The organism is Streptomyces sp. NPDC085866 (assembly GCF_044541035.1).
Classification (GTDB): domain Bacteria; phylum Actinomycetota; class Actinomycetes; order Streptomycetales; family Streptomycetaceae; genus Streptomyces.
This window is the reverse complement of the sequence record NZ_JBITSQ010000007.1, coordinates 111,929-128,160: the sequence shown is the minus strand read 5'-3', so window position 1 is coordinate 128,160 and position 16,232 is coordinate 111,929. Positions and strand designations below refer to the sequence as shown.

Genomic DNA, 16,232 nt, shown 5'->3' with positions numbered 1-16,232 from the left:
TCATGGGATTGTCGACGGAGTTCACGGACCTGTTCGGTGTGGAGCATCCGATCGCCCTGGCCCCGATGGGCGGCTCGGCCGGTGGTGCCCTGACCGCGGCGGTCTCCCGCGGCGGTGGGCTCGGGCTGCTGGGCAGCGGGAACGGGGATCAGGAGTGGCTGACCCGCGAACTGCCGATCCTGGCCGACGAGAGCGCAGGGAAACCCTGGGGCATCGGCTTTCAGGCGTGGGCGGTCGACGACGTCGTGGTCGCGCGGGCGCTGGAGCACGAGCCGGCGGCGGTGATGTTGTCCTTCGGCGACCCCAGTCCGTTCGTGGAGCGCGTCCGTCGTGCGGGCACACCGCTGATCCTCCAGGTCACCGACCTCGAAGAGGCCCGCAGGGCGGTGGATCTGGGTGCCGATGTGATCGTGGCGCAGGGCACCGAAGCCGGCGGGCACGGAGCCCGGAACGGGCGGTCCACACTGCCGTTCGTGCCCGTCGTGGTGGACCTGGCGGCACCGGTTCCGGTGCTGGCGGCCGGCGGAATCGCAGACGGCCGCGGAGTGGCGGCCGCCCTGGCGCTGGGGGCTGCCGGAGCACTCCTCGGCACCCGCTTCCAAGCCACGACCGAGGCCCTGGTCGCCCCGGCGACGGCCAAGGCGATCGTCGAGGGACACGGGGAGGACACTGAGCGCAACAGGGTGCTGGACATCGCCCGCGGTTCGCGGTGGCCGGCCCGGTACACCGCGCGCACCCTTGGCCATCCATTCCTCGACGACTGGCGGGGACGGGAGAACGCACTCGCCGCTGCCCCGCATGCCCGGCAGGCGTACCAGGACGCCGTGGCGGCAGGGGAGATCCCCGCGCTGCCGCAGTGGGCCGGCGAGGCCGTCGACCTCATCGACGATCTGCCGTCCGCAGCCGATCTGGTCGGCACCCTGGCCGCCCAGGCCGAGGACGCGCTGACCCGAGCCGGCAGGCGCTGACCGCGATCGCGAGGACGGCCGCAGGGCAGCGGCGATCACGGCCGGACGGCAGGCGCCTCACGGTCCTGGCTCCTCCCGGCCGCTGTCACAGGGCCACCACTCGATCAAGGCTTCGATCAACGAGCCAGTAAGCTGGATGAACGGGAGAACCGGCATGTCAACGACCGTGCCGGAGTGCGGCTCGACACGAGGGAGCGACCGATGACACAGGGAACCGAGCGAGCCGTACTGGCGGGCGGTTGTTTCTGGGGCATGCAGGACCTGATCCGCAAGCAGCCGGGCGTGAAGTCCACCCGCGTCGGATACAGCGGCGGTGACACGCCGAACGCCACTTACCGTAACCACGGCGACCACGCCGAGGCGATCGAGATCCTCTTCGATCCCTCGGCCACGAGCTACCGCGACATCCTGGAGTTCTTCTTCCAGATACACGATCCGACCACGAGGGACCGCCAGGGCAACGACATCGGGCGTAGCTACCGGTCCGCCATCTACTACACCGACGAGGAACAGCACCGCGTCGCCGTCGACACGATCGCGGACGTCGAGGCCAGCGGGCTGTGGCCGGGGAAGGTGGTCACTGAGGTCGAGCCCGTGGGCGACTTCTGGGAGGCCGAGCCCGAGCACCAGGACTACCTGGAGCGCTATCCGAACGGCTACACCTGCCACTTCCCGCGCCCGAACTGGAAGCTGCCGCGCCGATCCTCGTCCCGGACGAGCTGAGCCGCAGACCGCGCCGAGCCGTTGGGTGGGGCGCGCGGGCCGTGGCGGGGGGCGCCGCGCAAGCGGAGTACAACCTGCCGTCACTTGCCGTACGCCCCACTGCGGCAGTGTCGTCCCATGACGTACGACCCCCTACCGACCGTGGACGCGCTCATGGCTCTGCTGGTCGGCTGCGCGGACGTCTGGGACACCCCGGACCGTTCCGGTGCCCCGGTGGACCTTCTCGACCACGGCCTCCAGGTCGCCGCCGTGCTGGCCGAGCGCCACCCGGACGACGAGGAACTTCAGGTGGCCGGGCTGGTCCACGACATCGGCCACCGCCTCGTGCCCGGCGACGAAGCGGGGCACGGCTCACACGCCGCGACGGCGGTGGAGGGCCTGCTGGGACCCCGGGTCGCGCGCCTGGTCGCCCTGCACATCCCGGCCAAGCGCTATCTCGCCGCCGCCGACCCACACCTCGCGCTGTCCCCGGAGAGCGCCCGCACCCTCGGCTGCCAGGGCGGCCCCATGACCCCGCCGGAGGCGACCGCCTTCGAGGCCGACCCCGACTTCTCCGCGGCGATCGCGCTGCGTCGCGCCGACGACGCGGGCAAGGTGGTGGGCCTGCGAGTGGCTGCTCTGGAGTCCTGGCGGCCCGTCGTGCAGCGCGTGGCCGCCGGCTGAGCAGCCGGCCTGTCCGGTGCCTTCCTTACTGCGACCAGGGTTGCCCAGCGGTTCACCCGTCGGAAGGTGCCGGTGTGCATCGACGGCAGCCGCCGATCACACTGGCGACAAAGAGCCCCGACCGCGTGAACGGAGCGGGAGAGCCACGATGACCCAGCCGATCCCCACCTGTGAGGCCGACCGTCCGGCTGTGACTGGCAAAGTCCCCGACGATCTGCTGAGGGTGAGCGACCTGGACCCACAGACCCTGGTGGGACTGCTGGATCTGGCGGAGGGCATGAAGCGGGAGCCGCTGGGGTGGGAGGGCGATCTGCGAGGGGGCGCCATCGGGTGCATCTTCGAGAAGCCGTCCACACGGACCCGGGTGTCCCTTGCCACGGCTGCCCAGCGCCTCGGCATGGCGGCCATCGTGCTGAACCGCGAGGACCTGCAGTTCGGCCACGGCGAGACGGCCGGCGACACCGCACGCGTCCTGTCGTCCTACCTGGACGCGATCACGGTGCGTACCTTCGACCACGCCACGGTGGAGCAGATGGCCGACGCCTCGACGGTGCCGGTCATCAATGCCCTGTCCAACACCCACCACCCTTGCCAGTCCCTCGCCGACCTCCTCGCGCTGCGCGAGCACTTCGGCACCCTGGCCGGCATGACCGCCGCCTTCATCGGGGACGGCACGAGCAATACGTGCAATTCGTTCCTCGCGGCGTGTGCGGCCTCCGGCATGCACCTCGTCGTCGCCACTCCGCCCGGCTACGAGACGGAGGAGGACATCCTCGGCGAGGCCCGTGAGCTGATGGCACAGACCGGCGGTTCCGTCACGCTCACCGCCGAGCCGATCGAGGCTGTCGGCGCCGCGCAGGCCGTCTACGCCGAGGTGTGGGTGCCCATGGACAGACACCACGAACGCGCCGAGCGTACCGAACAGCTGTCCGCCTACCGGGTCGACGACGCCCTGCTCTCCCATGCACCCCGCGATGCCGTGGCCATGCACTGCCTGCCGGCCGTCCGCGGGCAGGAGATCGCCTCAGAGGTGCTCGACGGCCCCCGATCCCTGGTCTGGCGCCAGGCGGCCAACCGGCTTCCCACGGCCCAGGCGGTGCTGCACACCCTCGTCAACACGGCCCGCCGACGCAGACGCACCGTCTGACAGATCAGGTTCACTGGTCTCCGCACGAGCGAAGAGCTCCTCGCTGAAACCGATCACTGAGCCCCGGGGCTGAGATCCTGCAGGACGGCCTGTCCCGCGGCACGGTGCTCGGCGGCCCCGGCCGGGTCGGTCCTGTCGAGGACGGTCGCGATGCCTTCGTGGGCCAGCGCCTCCTCGTACCGATTGCCCAGCCGCGGCGCCAGCTCCAACGCCTGCCGGTGCAGCCGCAGGGCCTCTTCGAGGCGACCCGCAAGCCGGCAGGTCTCGCCGTAGCCGTTGAGGAAATGGACCTTCCAGTGCTCCTCGAACAGCTCGTCGAGCAGCGCGAACGCCTCCCGGTGGCAGGCCAGTGCCTCTTCGTACCGGCCCATCTGCCGCAGCGCGACGCCCAGGCAGTTGAGGCACCACGCCTGGTTGTGCAGGTGCCCGTCGTCGCGGGCCAGCGCCAGCGCCTGGTGCAGGTGTTCAGCCGCCTGGTCCGGTTCCTCCTGGGCGATGGCGACGCCGAGCGTGATCCGGGCCGTCAGAGCGGGCGGCCATGCGGGGTCGACGTGCGGGACGCTCAGCACCTCCCGGGCCCGCTGCGCCGCCTCCTCGCGGTGCCCCAGCTGCAGCATCGCCCAGGCCTCCGATGCGGCCGCGTGGGCCACGCCTGCCCGGCATCCGGCCTGCGCGTACAACTTTCCTGCCAGCCTGAAGAGTTCGAGCGGCTCCTCGACATGCCCCGCATCCCAGCTCAGATAGCCGCGCCGCATGGCCAGTTCGGCCTCCACCTGAGTGTTCTGCACCTGGGACAAACGGAGTTCGGCCGCCTCGTACGCGGCCGCAGCCTCCGCCGTCCGGCCCGCGTTGTAGCGCGCGAAGCCCAGGTCGCTGTGCGCCTCGGCCAGTTGCAGCGGATCGCCCAGGCGCTCGGCGGCGGCCAGCGACCGCTCGAAGAGGAAGTTGAGATGCGTCGTACCGCAGCGCCGAGCGAAGTACGCCCGCAGGAAGCGCGGAAGTTCGGACACGTGTACGTCGGAGCCGACGGCGGCCGCCGTCTCGAAGGCTGCGAGGAGGTTTCCGTACTCCGTGACGAGCCATGCCAAGGCCGCGTTCTTGTCCGTGAACCTGGGCAGCTCGGCCGGAGGCCGGCCCGCCGAGGCCGTACGGCTGGGGGAGAGGAACGGCATCGCGGCGTCGGCGGCGGCCGCCGCGTGCACGTAGTAGTCGAGCACCCGGCCGAGGGCCCGCTCGCGTTCGGCTGCCGAGTCCTGTTCCGCCGCGGCCCGGCGCGCGTGCTGGTGCACGAGATCGTGCAGTCGGTAGCGGCCCGGCGTCGGCTGCTGCACGAGGTGCGCGTCGACCAGGTCCTCCAGCGTTGCCCGGGCGCCACGCAGCGGCACCTCCGCCAGCGCCGCCACCACATACTCGTCGAAGGACGCCCCGGGCAGCAGGCCCAGCATCCGGAACAGGCGGGCCTGGGAACGGTTCAGCTGCCGGAGCGACATGGCGAACGCCGTGTCGAACTCGCTCGCACCCTCGGCCAACCGCTCGACCAGGATGCCCACGGTCCAGCCCGGCCGGTGCCGCAGCCGTGCCGCGGCCAGCCGCAGGGCGAGCGGCAGATGACCGCACAACCGCAGCACCTCGGCGGCGGACTCCGGATCACGGGCCAGCCTGCCGTCCGGGCCGCCGGGGTCGCCGCTGGCCCGGGCCAGCAGCTCCGCGCTCTCCTGCGGGCTCAGCACGTCGAGCGAGACCGGGGGCACCTCGTCCAGGCCGAGAAGCCGGTTGCGGCTGGTGATCAGGGCGACGGAATCGCCGGCGCCGGGCAGCAGCGGGCGGACCTGGTCGGCGTCGGCGGCGTTGTCGAGGACCACGACGACCCGTCGGCGGGCCAGTTCCGACCGCCAGCAGGCGGCGAGCTGCTCGACTCCCTCCCGCGGGACCCTCTCGGAGGGGACGTCGAGCGCGGCGAGCAGCATCCGCAGCACGGAGTCCGGGTCCATCGGCTCCCGGCCCTCGGTGAACCCGTGCAGATCCACATAGAGCCGGCCGTCCGGGAAGTCGGCGGCGAGTCGGTGCGCGGCGTGCACCGCGAGACAGGTCTTGCCGACGCCTGCCATGCCGTCCACGGACACCACCCGATGGCTGGCGACCGCGTCGAGTACGGCGGCGAGTTGGGCCTCCCGTCCGGTGAAGTCGGGTGCGTCGCGCGGCAGGTCGTTGCGGGGCAGCGGCCGGGCCTGGCGGCTGCTCTTCGGGGGTGCCGGCAAGGGGTTCGAGGTCCGCTCCCACACGGGACGCAGGGGGCGGGGGTCGCGTTTGACGAGGCGGCAGAGGGCGACCACCGCGGGCCAGGGCGGCACGGTCTGCCCGTTGAGGTAGCGCGACAGCGACGAGGAGCTGAGTCCGGTGTCCCGCGCCAGAGCCCGTACACCGAGCCCGGACAGTTCCTGCAGCAGGCGCAGCCGTGCCGCCAGCTCGTCCTGCGCCGTCCGTTCGTGCGTCTCCACCGGTTGCCCCGCCTCCCCGTCCCGTTCCGGCTGAAGTCTCGCGAGTCAAGTCGCCGCTGGTCAAGGCTGTTTCAGCTGTCCCACGGTGTCCCACCGCCGTGGCCGTTGCACACGGGGTCGGCTGTCATGGAGTCACGCCCCGACGGAAAGGGGCACCGACCCGGAGGAGGAGCGGACCGAGATGCAGTCCCGCATGCGGAACCCCGCCGTCGTACTGCCCGACGCGATGCAGCCCATCCGAGCGATCCTCGAGACCGTGCACTCCGCCGGCGTCGACGGCCGACTACTGGAGCTGGTGCATCTGCGGGTCAGCCAGATCAACGGCTGCAGCGCCTGCGTCGACGGCGGCGCCAGGACGGCCCGTAAAGCCGGAGTGAGCGACGAACGGCTGGCCACCGTCGCCGCCTGGCGGGAGGCACCGTACTTCACCGCGGCGGAGCGGGCGGCGCTCGCGCTGGCCGAGGCCGCCACGCGACTGGCCGACCGTCCCGACGCGGTGACCGACGAGGTCTGGGACACCGCCGCCACCTACTTCGACGAGCAACAGCTGGCCGCCGTCATCCTGATGATCGGCGTAACCAACCTGTTCAACCGGCTCAACGCCACCACCCGCCAGATCGCCGGCGCCCAAGGCTGACGGACACCGCGACGGCCCCACGGGTGAACCCCGTGAACAGCACCTTCGGAGAAGCCGTCCCTGCGGCACCTCTCCAGCATGAAGATGTACCCATCGATTCGTAGGCCAGGAGGAACCCGCCGTGAAGAACGTTCAGAAGCCCGCCAAGAACACCGCTGCGACCGACGAGGCGTCCGAGGGGTTTACCGACGAGGAGCGCGCCGCGATGAAGGAGCGCGCCCGGGAGCTGAAGGCGTCAGCACGCCGCGTATCGCGCGCCGACAAGGCGGCCGAGGACGAGGCCGCCGTACTCGCGAAGATCGCCGAGATGCAGGAGTCGGACCGCGTCATGGCCGAGCGGCTCCACGCCGTCATCAAGGCCGGCGCGCCGGAGCTGGCGCCGAAGCTCTGGTACGGCATGCCCGCGTACGCCAAGGACGGAAAGGTCGTCTGCTTCTTCCAGAGCGCGCAGAAGTTCAACTCCAGGTACGCGACGCTGGGCTTCAGCGACAAGGCCAACCTCGACGAAGGCACCATGTGGCCGGCCGCCTACGCCCTGAAGGAGCTGACCGCCGCCGACGAGGCGAGGATCAGCGAGCTGGTGAAGCGAGCGGTGAACTGACGCCCGCGGGCCAACGTCGCACAACACGCCCCGGACCGGGCAGCAGAGCGTGGCGACGAAGGGCTTCCCTCTGAACGCCCCCGCCTCAGAACACGGCCCGTACCTCTCCCACCTCCCGCCCACCGCCCAGCAACGGCATACGGCCGACGCGGTCGATCACGGGTGCGGTCAGGCCGGTCAGACGAAGCGCGCGGGCCAGGACCGGTCCCAGGGCCCGAGCGCCACCGTCCTCTACCTTGAGGGCCAGGGCACGGCCGTCGGGCAGGGCGACGGCCTGGACGGCCTCGGCGCCCACCTTCGACAGGGCGCCCGGTATCCCCTGCATGAGCCAGGTGTCATGGCGGCGGGTTCCGGCGACGTACTCGGGGTGGGCGCGCATGGCGTCGGCGACCCGCCGCTCGGGCGTGCCGGGCGGGGCCAGGACGAAGGAGCGGAAGGCCCGGGCGAGCCCGGTCAGACTGATCGCCATCAGCGGAGCCCCGCAGCCGTCCGTGCCGACGGCGGCCACCGGCTCGCCGGCCGCCTCCTCCACCACGGTGCGGATGAGCCGCTGGAGCGGGTGGTCGGGGTCGAGGTACGACTCCAGCGGCCAGTCCCGCAGTGCGGCGGCGGCCAGCATCGCCGTGTGCTTGCCGGAGCAGTTCATGGCCACCCGGTCGCGGCGAGCGCCCGCTGCCAGGTAGGACTCCTGCTCCTCCTGGTCCAGGGGGAGGGACGGCGGGCACTGCAGGTGTTCAGGGCTCAGTCCGTGTTCGTCGAGCATCGTGCGCACCAGACCGCGGTGGAAGGACTCACCGGAGTGGCTCGCGGCCGCGAGCGCCAGCCGCTCGCCCGCGAGATCCAGGCCGGCCCGCAGCACACCCGCCGCCTGCATCGGCTTGTTGGAGGAGCGCGGGAAGACGGGGGACATCACGTCACCCAGCGCCAGTTCCACCGAGCCGTCCGCGGCGAGCAGCACCAGGCTGCCCCGGTGCCGCCCCTCGACGAATCCGGAACGGACGACCTCGGCGAGGACCGGGGTGGCGACGATGGTGGCGGCAGTGGCCATGGCGGGCTGGGGCATCGGCAGTGACCTTCCGTACGCGGAGGGAGCCGACCTGCCCGACCGACCCCCGGGATCGCCGGAGCCGTCGGTCGTATGAGCAGGTGGTCCACCTGGGTTTGCGCGTCACAGTACCGCCGGGCGAACTCAGCGCCGCAGCCGTCCGCCGGACACTCCACGGGAGGCGCGGGTCAGCGGCACAGGGCTGTGTCCACGACACCGTCCATACGCGCCTTGGTCGCCTGGCTCGGCTGTGTGGTCACCGCGACGTTTGCGGCGCGACCGTCCTCGGTGGCGCCGCCTCTGGTCTCGTATCCCGTCATGCTGCCGCCGTGACCCCAGTACACACCGCCGCACGACAGCGGCGTGCTCACGAGTCCCAGCCCGTAACGGGCACCGGCGGGGACGGTGGTGCGCATCTGGTCCAGCTGAGCCTTCGGGAGAAGCCGGCCGGCCAGCAGCGCGGTGAAGAATCGGTTCAGGTCGGAGTCGGTGGACACCATCTGGCCCGCGGCCCAGGCCCAGGAAGGGTCCCAATCGGTGGCGTCGACCAGAGGCGCGCCTGCCGAATCCTGGTAGTAACCCCTGGGATGGCGCTCCCGGATCGTCACCTCGCCGGGAGCGGGGAAGTAGGTGTCGCGCAATCCGATGCGGCTGATGACGCGCCGTTCGATCTCCTCGGCGATAGGGCGGCCGGTGACCTTCTGAACGATCAGGCCGGCCACCAGGTAGTTCGTGTTGCTGTAGGCCCAATTCGTGCCGGGGGCGAAGTCGGCCTTGTGATGGAGAGCGAGATCGAGGAGTTCGCGGGGCTCGTAGTAGCGGATGTCGTCGCTGAGGTACTTGCTGTAGTTGGGAAGTCCGCTGGTGTGCGGGAGCAGTTGGCGGACGGTGATGTGGCGTCCGTCGATCCCGTCCCCGCGCACGAGGCCGGGCACATAGGTGTCGACCGGGGCGTCAAGGCCGATCTTGCCTTCGCCGACCAGTTGCAGCACGACCACCGCGGTGAACGTCTTGGTGTTGCTGCCGATGCGCACCTGACCGTCCCGGGGCACCTTCGCACCGGTGGCCAGGTCGCCGACCCCCGCGGTGTAGGTCCGGGTGTGGTCGTAACGGTCTGTGACGGCCGCGAGCGCGGCGGGCACACCGTCGGTGTCCACCAGTGCGTTCAGACCCTTTTGGAGGGTGTCCGGCCTGGCGGCGGCAGAGGCCGCGGGCGGCGCCAGAGCGCCCATCGTCATGACACCGACAGCCACTGCGGCTGCGGCCGACACGGTTCTGCGCCGACCACTCCGCCGCCCGGACGAACGAAACGTCTGCCATGCCTGCTCACGCACGAGCCAACTCCTACGGGACTATTGGGAAACCAGCGGCCTACGGCCCCAGCATCTCCGGATGCGACAGCGGGCGACGATCGTGCTACCCGCCCAACTCCAGGTAGGGCTGTCCCCCCCCAGCGCCCAGGCGTGCTGCGAGAGGTGCACCGTGGCGTGCAGCTCGTCCACTGCGTCGAGCAGGGCCATAGGGCATGGCCGCCGCGCTCAGTTCGTGCGGCGGCCGTGTCCGGCTGGTCGGGCGTTTGGTGGATGTGTCGGCGTGGGTAGTTCGCCGTCGCTGTCGGACGGGGTCCCAGCCGTGGGATCGACGGACGGCGTTGCGGCTGCTCCGGAGCCGACGTACGCAAGGGTGACGCTGCACCGGACAGTGCCACGCCCCTCCCGCACGCACGCGAGGAGAAGATGAGTGAGGGTCGTGATCACGGGCGCCTTCGGCTTCCTGGGACGCCGACTGGCCGCCACACTGCTGCAGACACGCACGTTTCGTGGCGCACCGACAACCCGGCTGGTGCTCGCCGATCGCATCGTGCAGCCCGACTTCCCGGCGGCGACGGACCCGCTCGTGGACGTAGTACACGGCGACCTGATCGACCGCCTCGACGAGGTGTTCGCGGAGCCGGTTGATGTGCTGTTCCATCTCGCCGCCGCGGTGTCGGCCGAGTGCGAGGCCGACTTCGGCCTCGGCATGCGCGCCAACGTGGACACCACCCGTGCCCTGCTCGACGCTGCCCGGGCGCAGGCGGCAGCCGGCGGGCCGACGCCCCGTGTGGTGTTCGCCAGCAGCCTTGCCGTCTACGGTTCGAGCCCTGAGCTGCCCCTGCCTGCAGTGGTCAGCGAGTCGTCCATGCCCATGCCGCGGTCGAGTTACGGAACGCAGAAGCTCATCTGCGAGCACCTGATCGCGGACTGCACGCGCCGCGGTTTCCTCGACGGACGCGTCGCCCGCCTGATGACCGTCGCGGTGCGCCCGGGCCGCCCCAACGCGGCCGCCTCCGGCTTCCTTTCCGGTATCGTCCGCGAGCCGCTCGCCGGACTTCCGGCCACCTGCCCGGTCCGGCCCGACCTGCACGTGGCCCTCGCCTCACCGCGACGGACCGTCCAGGGAATCCTCCGCATCGCGGAGGCCGAGCGCGGCGTCGGGCCGGGGCGGCTCGTAGGACAAGTGCCTGTCAATCTTCCCGCGCTCACGGTCACGGTCGCCGAGATGCTCGCCACGCTGCGGCAGGTGGCCGGCGATGCCGTCGCCGACCTGGTGACCGTGAATCCTGACCCAGCCATCGAGGCCATCGTTGCCTCGTGGCCCGCTGCCTTCGACAACAGACGCGCCGCCGCACTCGGTCTGGAACCCGACCCGAACTTCCTTTCAATCGTGGAGGATTACCTTGCCGATCACCCGGACGCAGTCCAAGGCGGTTGAGTTCGGGCCGAGATGCTCGGGTCGCTGCGCCGCCGCGAGCCTCGGTGTCGACGTGCCTGGTCCACGCAAAGTTCACTGGCCGGCGGAACGCAGGTCCCGGAGGTACCAGTCGAAGCGTGTGCCGTCCGTGCTGTGCGTCTGCCGGGCAAGGGTGAACCCTGCCCGCCGAGGACGGCAGACGCGGGATTCTCCGGCTCCACCTGGATCATCGCCTTCACCCCGCCTTCACCAGCCGCGTACCGGCAGGCCAATGGGACCGCGCGGGTAGCCAGGCCACGCCCCCGCCAGGACGGGGAGAGGCCGTACGCGACGTTCACCTGGCCGGGCGCCAGACCTTCGCCAGACAGCAGCGCAGCCAAGTGCCCCGCATGGATGAACCGGCATCATCGGCGCCGGCATTGGGGCTGTTGCCCGCCTGATGAGTTCGGCACCGGTTCGAGCGGGCCGGGGTCGTGGCAACAGGGCGTCAGGGGAGCAGCCTCACGGTGTTGCGGGCGCTGCTGCGGTCGGGTGCGAGGAGCTGCTGGGCGCGGCCACGGAGAAGTCGACCTTGAGTGCGTAGCGGTGGGCGACGTAGGAGCTGACCGTGAATTCGAGGGGGTTGCCGTGCTGGTCGACGATCGAGCGGGTCTCTACGAGCATCGGCGTGGTGGGGTCGACGTCGAGTTCGGGTGCGTCCTGGTCGGCTGTGCGTGCGGAGAGGACGGAGGAGCCGAGGGTCGGATGCAGTCCGAGGCGGCGCAGGGTCTGGTGCAGTGAGCCGGTCTCCAGATCGGCGGTGAGCAGCGCGTCGAGGGTGGCGGGGAACGCGGCGTGTTCGATGGCCACGGGCAGGTCGTCGAAGTACCGGACGCGGCTGATGGCGACCACGGACGCGGGTTGCGTGGTGTCGGCCGGGTAGAGGGAGGTGGATTCCTGCGGGGAGGCGGGGCGTACCGCGGCCTCCAGGACTCGGGAGCGTGGCGTCCGGCCGCCGGCCAGAGCCTGATCGTGGAAGCTCAGCAGGGTGCCGACGGGACGGGCCGCAGGAGCCTGACGCACGAAGCTGCCCCGCCCGGGCACTCGTTCCAGCAGGCCGTCGCGTTCCAGCCGGACCAGGGCGGCCCGCGCTGTCATCCGGGAGACACCGAACTCCTCCGCGACGCGAGCTTCGGAGGGGAACGGGTCGCCGTCGGCAGCGGCTTCGAGACGTCGGCGCAGCTGCTTCTCGATGCGCTCGTACAGCGGTTGCGTCGCGGCCATGGCGGGTGTGTTCCTCCTTGGTGGAACGGGTGGGTCGGCAGATACCAGTGTGATGCCGGTCGACACCGTCACCGACGCTGTATAGGCTGTATATACAGCCTACCCGAGGCAACCCTGAAGGAGAGCGCCATGTCCGTGGCCTCGATCGACGTCCCGCGCTGGGAAGGGCCCCTGCCCTCGCGCGACGAAGTGGCGAAGATGATCGACCACTCGCTGCTGCGACCCGAACTGAGCCTGGCCGAAGTCCAGGACGGTCTGGCGACCGCACTTGAGCACCGCACGGCATCGGTGTGTGTTCGGCCCGCCGACGTCCCGATGGCGGTCGACGCGCTCCGTGGCAGCGAGGTCGCCGTCGGCACGGTCGTGGGCTTCCCGCACGGCAGCAGCACCACGCGAGCGAAGATCTTCGAGGCCACCGAGCTGATCTCCCTGGGGGCGGAGGAGATCGACATGGTGATCAACATCGGTCGCCTGCGCGACGGTGACGCCGCGTTCGTCCAGGACGAGATCGCCGCCGTCGTCGAAGCCGCCGAAGGCCGCCTCGTGAAGGTGATCTTCGAGAACGCCTACCTCGACGACCAGCAGAAGACCGCCGGATACAGGGCCGCCGAGAACGCGGGCGCGGTATTCGTGAAGACCAGCACCGGGTTCGCCCCCGGCGGGGCGACGGCCGCGGACATCGCCCTGATGCGCCGCACCGTGTCCTCCGGTGTGCGGGTCAAGGCCGCGGGCGGTGTTCGCACCCTGGACGCTCTCCTTGAACTCCACCGACTCGGTGCGACTCGCTTCGGCGCGACGGCCACCGCGGCGATCCTCGACGACCTGGAAGGCCGCCGCAACGGCAAGCCGGCTGCCACGAGCGCAGCCGACAGCCTGATGGGCGACTACTGAGTTCGCCGACGGAGTGCCCTGAAGAGCCTGGATCGCCGAGGGGAGCGTCGGCCCGTACGTGCGCGGAGTCGCGACGCCGAGAGGCACCTGAATTCGGTGCGTCATGGAAAATTCGGTGCGTCATGCAAAACGCAGAGCGGGATCCCCGTGGTGTAGGAAAAGAACCCCGCTCCGAGCGCGGCACGTCAGTGCTTGAAGACGTCCTTCACCTTCTCCTTCGCCTGGCGCGCATCGCCCTTCGACTTCTCCATCTGCCCCTCGGCCGTCATCCGCTCATTCCCGAGCGCGCGGCCGACCGACTCCTTGGCCTTGCCCTTGGTCTGCTCCACCTTGGCCTTGGCCTTCTCGTTTCCGGCCATTGTCGTTCACTCTCCTAACCGAGTGCGGTGTCGTTGTCCGCCCCCTTCGGGTACCCGTGTGCGGTGGGAAAACGCGCACGAGACCGCTGAGCGGCGTCGACGGCTCTCTCGGTTTCTCCCGGCGCATGCGTGGGCAGTCGCCGGGTTGTCCTGCTGAGGTACCACCGCCACCTGCCCACAGCGGCCACCGGGAGGAACTGGCCGTAGGCGCTCCCGCTTCTCGCCCGATGACGGTGTGACCAGCTACCGGAACAGGTGATGAGCGTGACCCGCGTACGGCATCCGCATGACGACGCCCCCGACACCGTGGCGGACTTCCACCTACTGAGAACCCTTCCGGAGGGGCCCCGACGGGAGGGGCTGCGGGACGAGGTGGTGAGGGCCTGGCTGCCGATGGCTCACCGGATCGCCACGCGCTACCGCGACCGGGGCGAATCTCTCGAGGACCTGCGCCAGGTCGCCGCGCTCGCCCTGGTGAAGGCGGTGGACGGGTTCGACCCGGATCGCGGAGCGGCGTTCCCGAGCTACGCGGTACCGACCATCACGGGCGAGTTGCGCAAGCACTTCAGGGACCATGCGTGGGTACTGCGGGTGCCGCGCCGCACCCAGGAGCTGCGCCGGCGGGTCACCATGGTCTGTCAGGAGATCGCCCGGTCGGGTGGTGAGTTCTCGGACGCCGAGATCGCCGCGCGTACCCACCTGGGGGCGGACGAGGTACGCGAGGGGCTGTCGGCCCGGAACGCGTACGCGGTGCTGTCACTGGACGTCGAGCCGGCGGCGGGCGGAGCCGGCGGTGGAACGACGTTGGCGGACACGCTCGGAGGACCGGACCCGGGCCTGGAGACCGTGGTGGACCGAGAGTCGGTGCGACCGTTGATCGGAGCGCTGTCCGATCGGGACCGGCGCATCCTGGATGGGTGCACGACGCGGGGATTTCGGAGGGAACGTGGTGGAGCGACACACGGATTCCGTTGCACGGGGTCGCCATGAGACCGAGGAGGAGAGGGCGGACCGGCGGTGGAGCGAGCTGCTCCAGGAACTGCGAGTGGCTCAGACCGGCGTCCAGATCCTCTTCGGCTTCCTGCTCACTGTGGTATTCCAAGTCCGTTTCACCACTCTGTCGGACGCCGAACGGACCATCTATCTGGTGACGGTGGTCTTCGGAGCGGCCGCGACCGGCGCTCTCATCGGGCCGGTCGCGGTGCATCGCAGCCTGGCCGGTCGGCATCTCAAGCCGCAGACCGTGGACTGGGCCGCACGGCTGGCCATGACGGGTCTGCTCCTGCTGTTGTGCACGATGGCGAGTGCCCTTCTGCTGATCCTTCGGGTGGCACATCTGGGCGCGGTGGCGGACTGGATCGTCACCGCGATGCTCCTCTGGTTCGTGCTGTGCTGGTTCGCCGTACCGCTATGGGCCCGGGCTCGCGCCACCGCGACCGAGGACGCGGGAGAGCCGGCCACCCGCGACAGGGGCGGTGACAGCCGATGAGGCCGGGCGCTCCTCGGGGCCCGGCGCCTCGATGATGTCCAGGAACACATGCTCGGCCTGCGGCCACTCGCCGCTGATCCGCCTCTTGATCCGGACACAGACCAGCTCGACCTCCTCGCTGTCGAGCCCCGGGGCGAGATCGACGCGAGCGGCGACCAGTACGGAGTCCAGTCCCAGTCGCATCGTCAGCAGTGCCGCGACCCTGTCGATCTCGTCCTGCGACGCGAGGAAGTCACCGATCCGGTCGCGCAGTTCCGTGTCGACCGCCTCGCCGATCAGCTGGTCCCGTGTCTCCTGGGCCAACCGATAGGCCACGCACACCAGGAGGAGGCCGATCCCCATGGACGCGCCCGCCTCCCAAGCCACCTGGCCGGTCGCCAGGTGGAGCGCGATACCGCCCGCCGCGAGGAGCACACCGGCCACGGCCGTCGAGTCCTCCGCGATCACCGTGCGCAGAGCCGGGTCGGCCGATCCCTCCCGGTGCCGACGCGCCTGGTACAGGGCGCGGACCAGGGAACCACCCTCGGCCAGCAGTGCCACCCCGAGCACCGCCAGCCCCGCCAGGTAGCCCTTCAACGACTCCTGTTGGTCCACTCGCAGGGCCTGGACGCCCTGGTACACCGAGAAACAGCCGCCCATGACGAAGATCCCGACCGCGGCCAGCAGCGCCCAGAAGTAGCGCTCCTTGCCGTAGCCGAACGGATGACGGTCGTCGGCGGGGCGCCTGCTGCGGCGTACCGCGATGAGCAGGAACACCTCGTTCAGGCTGTCCGCGACCGAGTGCGCCGCCTCCGAGAGCAGCGCGGGGGACCCGGCCATGAGCCCGGCGAACGCTTTGGCCGCGGCGATCACGAGGTTGGCTGCGAGAGCGACCAGGACGGTGACCCGAGTGCGCACGTCCCGGGCCGTGGAGCCCCGATCGGGCTGCCCGTCCGTGCGCGTCACCGGCGCTGCCCTCCAGCCTGCCGTGCGGTCTTCGCGTCCCGCGTCGTTCCAGGGACGCGACGGTGACCGGGCGGAGTTCCCGCCCTCCGCTCCGGCGAGGATCCGACACCGGCGGCCGAGGCCCCGGCGTCTGCCTCTCATCGGCGACTGCCCCGGTGCGCGCCGTTCATGCGGGGCAGCGGAGGGCCTCGGTGGCAGGACGGGCGGGTAAAATCCGGAGACGTACGATTGCATGTTCCGGGACGCCCGCGTGACGGCGGAACGGAGGTTGCC

General features: G+C 70.7%; 17 protein-coding genes. 10 read left to right on the top strand and 7 right to left on the bottom strand.

The features are described 5' to 3' along the window. The first annotated feature begins 2 nt into the window (after positions 1-2). The 4 genes from ACIF83_RS19085 (at position 3) to argF (ending at position 3,501) form a co-directional block, all read left to right on the top strand. On the top strand, positions 3-968 hold the full coding sequence (locus ACIF83_RS19085; protein ID WP_399728216.1) for an NAD(P)H-dependent flavin oxidoreductase: 966 nt from the start codon (positions 3-5) through the stop codon (positions 966-968). Positions 969-1,169: 201 nt separating this feature from the next. Further along, positions 1,170-1,691 (top strand): peptide-methionine (S)-S-oxide reductase MsrA, encoded by a 522-nt coding sequence (gene msrA / locus ACIF83_RS19080; RefSeq protein WP_393479319.1) that lies wholly within the window; start codon positions 1,170-1,172, stop codon positions 1,689-1,691. 117 nt (positions 1,692-1,808) lie between these two features. Beyond that, entirely contained in the window at positions 1,809-2,354 is a 546-nt protein-coding gene (locus ACIF83_RS19075; RefSeq protein WP_399728212.1) for an HD domain-containing protein, read from the top strand. A 190-nt stretch (positions 2,355-2,544) separates the two neighbouring features. Then, on the top strand, positions 2,545-3,501 hold the full coding sequence (argF, locus tag ACIF83_RS19070; protein ID WP_393479323.1) for an ornithine carbamoyltransferase: 957 nt from the start codon (positions 2,545-2,547) through the stop codon (positions 3,499-3,501). 53 nt (positions 3,502-3,554) lie between these two features. Here argF and ACIF83_RS19065 read toward each other — a convergent pair whose 3' ends face one another. Continuing rightward, the gene (locus ACIF83_RS19065; protein ID WP_399728208.1) at positions 3,555-5,999 is read right to left on the bottom strand and encodes an ATP-binding protein; all 2,445 of its coding nucleotides are present in this window, start codon (positions 5,997-5,999) and stop codon (positions 3,555-3,557) included. A gap of 181 nt (positions 6,000-6,180) precedes the next feature. On the opposite strand from ACIF83_RS19065, the gene ACIF83_RS19060 reads away from it, so the two are divergent. Continuing rightward, positions 6,181-6,636 (top strand): carboxymuconolactone decarboxylase family protein, encoded by a 456-nt coding sequence (locus ACIF83_RS19060; RefSeq protein WP_393479327.1) that lies wholly within the window; start codon positions 6,181-6,183, stop codon positions 6,634-6,636. Between the two features lie 205 nt (positions 6,637-6,841). After that, positions 6,842-7,237 carry an iron chaperone gene (locus ACIF83_RS19055; RefSeq protein ID WP_393479595.1) on the top strand — a complete coding sequence of 132 codons (396 nt, stop codon included), beginning with the start codon at positions 6,842-6,844 and terminating at the stop codon, positions 7,235-7,237. Between the two features lie 85 nt (positions 7,238-7,322). Here ACIF83_RS19055 and ACIF83_RS19050 read toward each other — a convergent pair whose 3' ends face one another. Both ACIF83_RS19050 and ACIF83_RS19045 read right to left on the bottom strand, forming a co-directional pair. Then, positions 7,323-8,300, bottom strand: coding sequence for an asparaginase (locus ACIF83_RS19050; RefSeq protein ID WP_398140697.1), 978 nt, complete (start codon positions 8,298-8,300; stop codon positions 7,323-7,325). Between the two features lie 170 nt (positions 8,301-8,470). After that, positions 8,471-9,520 carry a serine hydrolase domain-containing protein gene (locus tag ACIF83_RS19045; protein WP_399728203.1) on the bottom strand — a complete coding sequence of 350 codons (1,050 nt, stop codon included), beginning with the start codon at positions 9,518-9,520 and terminating at the stop codon, positions 8,471-8,473. A gap of 502 nt (positions 9,521-10,022) precedes the next feature. Here ACIF83_RS19045 and denD point away from each other — a divergent pair. Then, positions 10,023-11,033, top strand: coding sequence for a D-erythronate dehydrogenase (denD, locus tag ACIF83_RS19040; RefSeq protein ID WP_398140695.1), 1,011 nt, complete (start codon positions 10,023-10,025; stop codon positions 11,031-11,033). Here the strand turns inward: denD and ACIF83_RS19035 are convergent. Then, on the bottom strand, positions 11,006-11,350 hold the full coding sequence (locus tag ACIF83_RS19035) for a GNAT family N-acetyltransferase (protein WP_399728806.1): 345 nt from the start codon (positions 11,348-11,350) through the stop codon (positions 11,006-11,008). The genes denD and ACIF83_RS19035 overlap by 28 nt on opposite strands. 163 nt (positions 11,351-11,513) lie before the next feature. Continuing rightward, the gene (locus ACIF83_RS19030; RefSeq protein WP_399728199.1) at positions 11,514-12,275 is read right to left on the bottom strand and encodes a GntR family transcriptional regulator; all 762 of its coding nucleotides are present in this window, start codon (positions 12,273-12,275) and stop codon (positions 11,514-11,516) included. Positions 12,276-12,404: 129 nt separating this feature from the next. Here ACIF83_RS19030 and deoC point away from each other — a divergent pair, with 129 nt between their 5' ends. Beyond that, positions 12,405-13,166: a deoxyribose-phosphate aldolase gene (gene deoC, locus ACIF83_RS19025; RefSeq protein ID WP_399728196.1), complete on the top strand. Its 762-nt coding sequence runs from the start codon at positions 12,405-12,407 to the stop codon at positions 13,164-13,166. Positions 13,167-13,351: 185 nt separating this feature from the next. On the opposite strand, the gene ACIF83_RS19020 is transcribed toward deoC, so the two are convergent. Beyond that, positions 13,352-13,525, bottom strand: a complete 174-nt coding sequence (locus ACIF83_RS19020) for a CsbD family protein (RefSeq protein ID WP_393479339.1) — start codon at positions 13,523-13,525, stop codon at positions 13,352-13,354. A gap of 258 nt (positions 13,526-13,783) precedes the next feature. On the opposite strand from ACIF83_RS19020, the gene ACIF83_RS19015 reads away from it, so the two are divergent. Together ACIF83_RS19015 and ACIF83_RS19010 are read left to right on the top strand one after the other, a co-directional pair. Then, a complete protein-coding gene (locus ACIF83_RS19015; protein ID WP_399728193.1) occupies positions 13,784-14,515 on the top strand; it encodes a sigma-70 family RNA polymerase sigma factor in 732 nt (243 codons plus the stop codon). Further along, positions 14,439-15,014, top strand: coding sequence for a DUF6328 family protein (locus tag ACIF83_RS19010; protein ID WP_393479344.1), 576 nt, complete (start codon positions 14,439-14,441; stop codon positions 15,012-15,014). The genes ACIF83_RS19015 and ACIF83_RS19010 overlap by 77 nt, the downstream gene beginning before the upstream one ends. Here ACIF83_RS19010 and ACIF83_RS19005 read toward each other — a convergent pair. Further along, positions 14,934-15,959, bottom strand: a complete 1,026-nt coding sequence (locus ACIF83_RS19005) for a cation diffusion facilitator family transporter (protein ID WP_393479346.1) — start codon at positions 15,957-15,959, stop codon at positions 14,934-14,936. The genes ACIF83_RS19010 and ACIF83_RS19005 overlap by 81 nt on opposite strands. Positions 15,960-16,232 lie beyond the last annotated feature (273 nt).

Excerpts from the sequence above, each read along its gene's own strand:
- ACIF83_RS19075 (WP_399728212.1), top strand. The coding sequence starts at position 1,809 with ATGACGTACGACCCCCTACCGACCGTGGACGCGCTCATGGCTCTGCTG.
- ACIF83_RS19060 (WP_393479327.1), top strand. The coding sequence starts at position 6,181 with ATGCAGTCCCGCATGCGGAACCCCGCCGTCGTACTGCCCGACGCGATG.
- ACIF83_RS19010 (WP_393479344.1), top strand. The coding sequence starts at position 14,439 with ATGGGTGCACGACGCGGGGATTTCGGAGGGAACGTGGTGGAGCGACAC.
- ACIF83_RS19085 (WP_399728216.1), top strand. The coding sequence starts at position 3 with ATGGGATTGTCGACGGAGTTCACGGACCTGTTCGGTGTGGAGCATCCG.
- msrA (WP_393479319.1), top strand. The coding sequence starts at position 1,170 with ATGACACAGGGAACCGAGCGAGCCGTACTGGCGGGCGGTTGTTTCTGG.
- ACIF83_RS19045 (WP_399728203.1), bottom strand. The coding sequence starts at position 9,520 with ATGACGATGGGCGCTCTGGCGCCGCCCGCGGCCTCTGCCGCCGCCAGG.
- ACIF83_RS19050 (WP_398140697.1), bottom strand. The coding sequence starts at position 8,300 with ATGCCCCAGCCCGCCATGGCCACTGCCGCCACCATCGTCGCCACCCCG.
- ACIF83_RS19055 (WP_393479595.1), top strand. The coding sequence starts at position 6,842 with ATGAAGGAGCGCGCCCGGGAGCTGAAGGCGTCAGCACGCCGCGTATCG.
- deoC (WP_399728196.1), top strand. The coding sequence starts at position 12,405 with ATGTCCGTGGCCTCGATCGACGTCCCGCGCTGGGAAGGGCCCCTGCCC.
- ACIF83_RS19015 (WP_399728193.1), top strand. The coding sequence starts at position 13,784 with ATGAGCGTGACCCGCGTACGGCATCCGCATGACGACGCCCCCGACACC.
- ACIF83_RS19020 (WP_393479339.1), bottom strand. The coding sequence starts at position 13,525 with ATGGCCGGAAACGAGAAGGCCAAGGCCAAGGTGGAGCAGACCAAGGGC.
- ACIF83_RS19030 (WP_399728199.1), bottom strand. The coding sequence starts at position 12,275 with ATGGCCGCGACGCAACCGCTGTACGAGCGCATCGAGAAGCAGCTGCGC.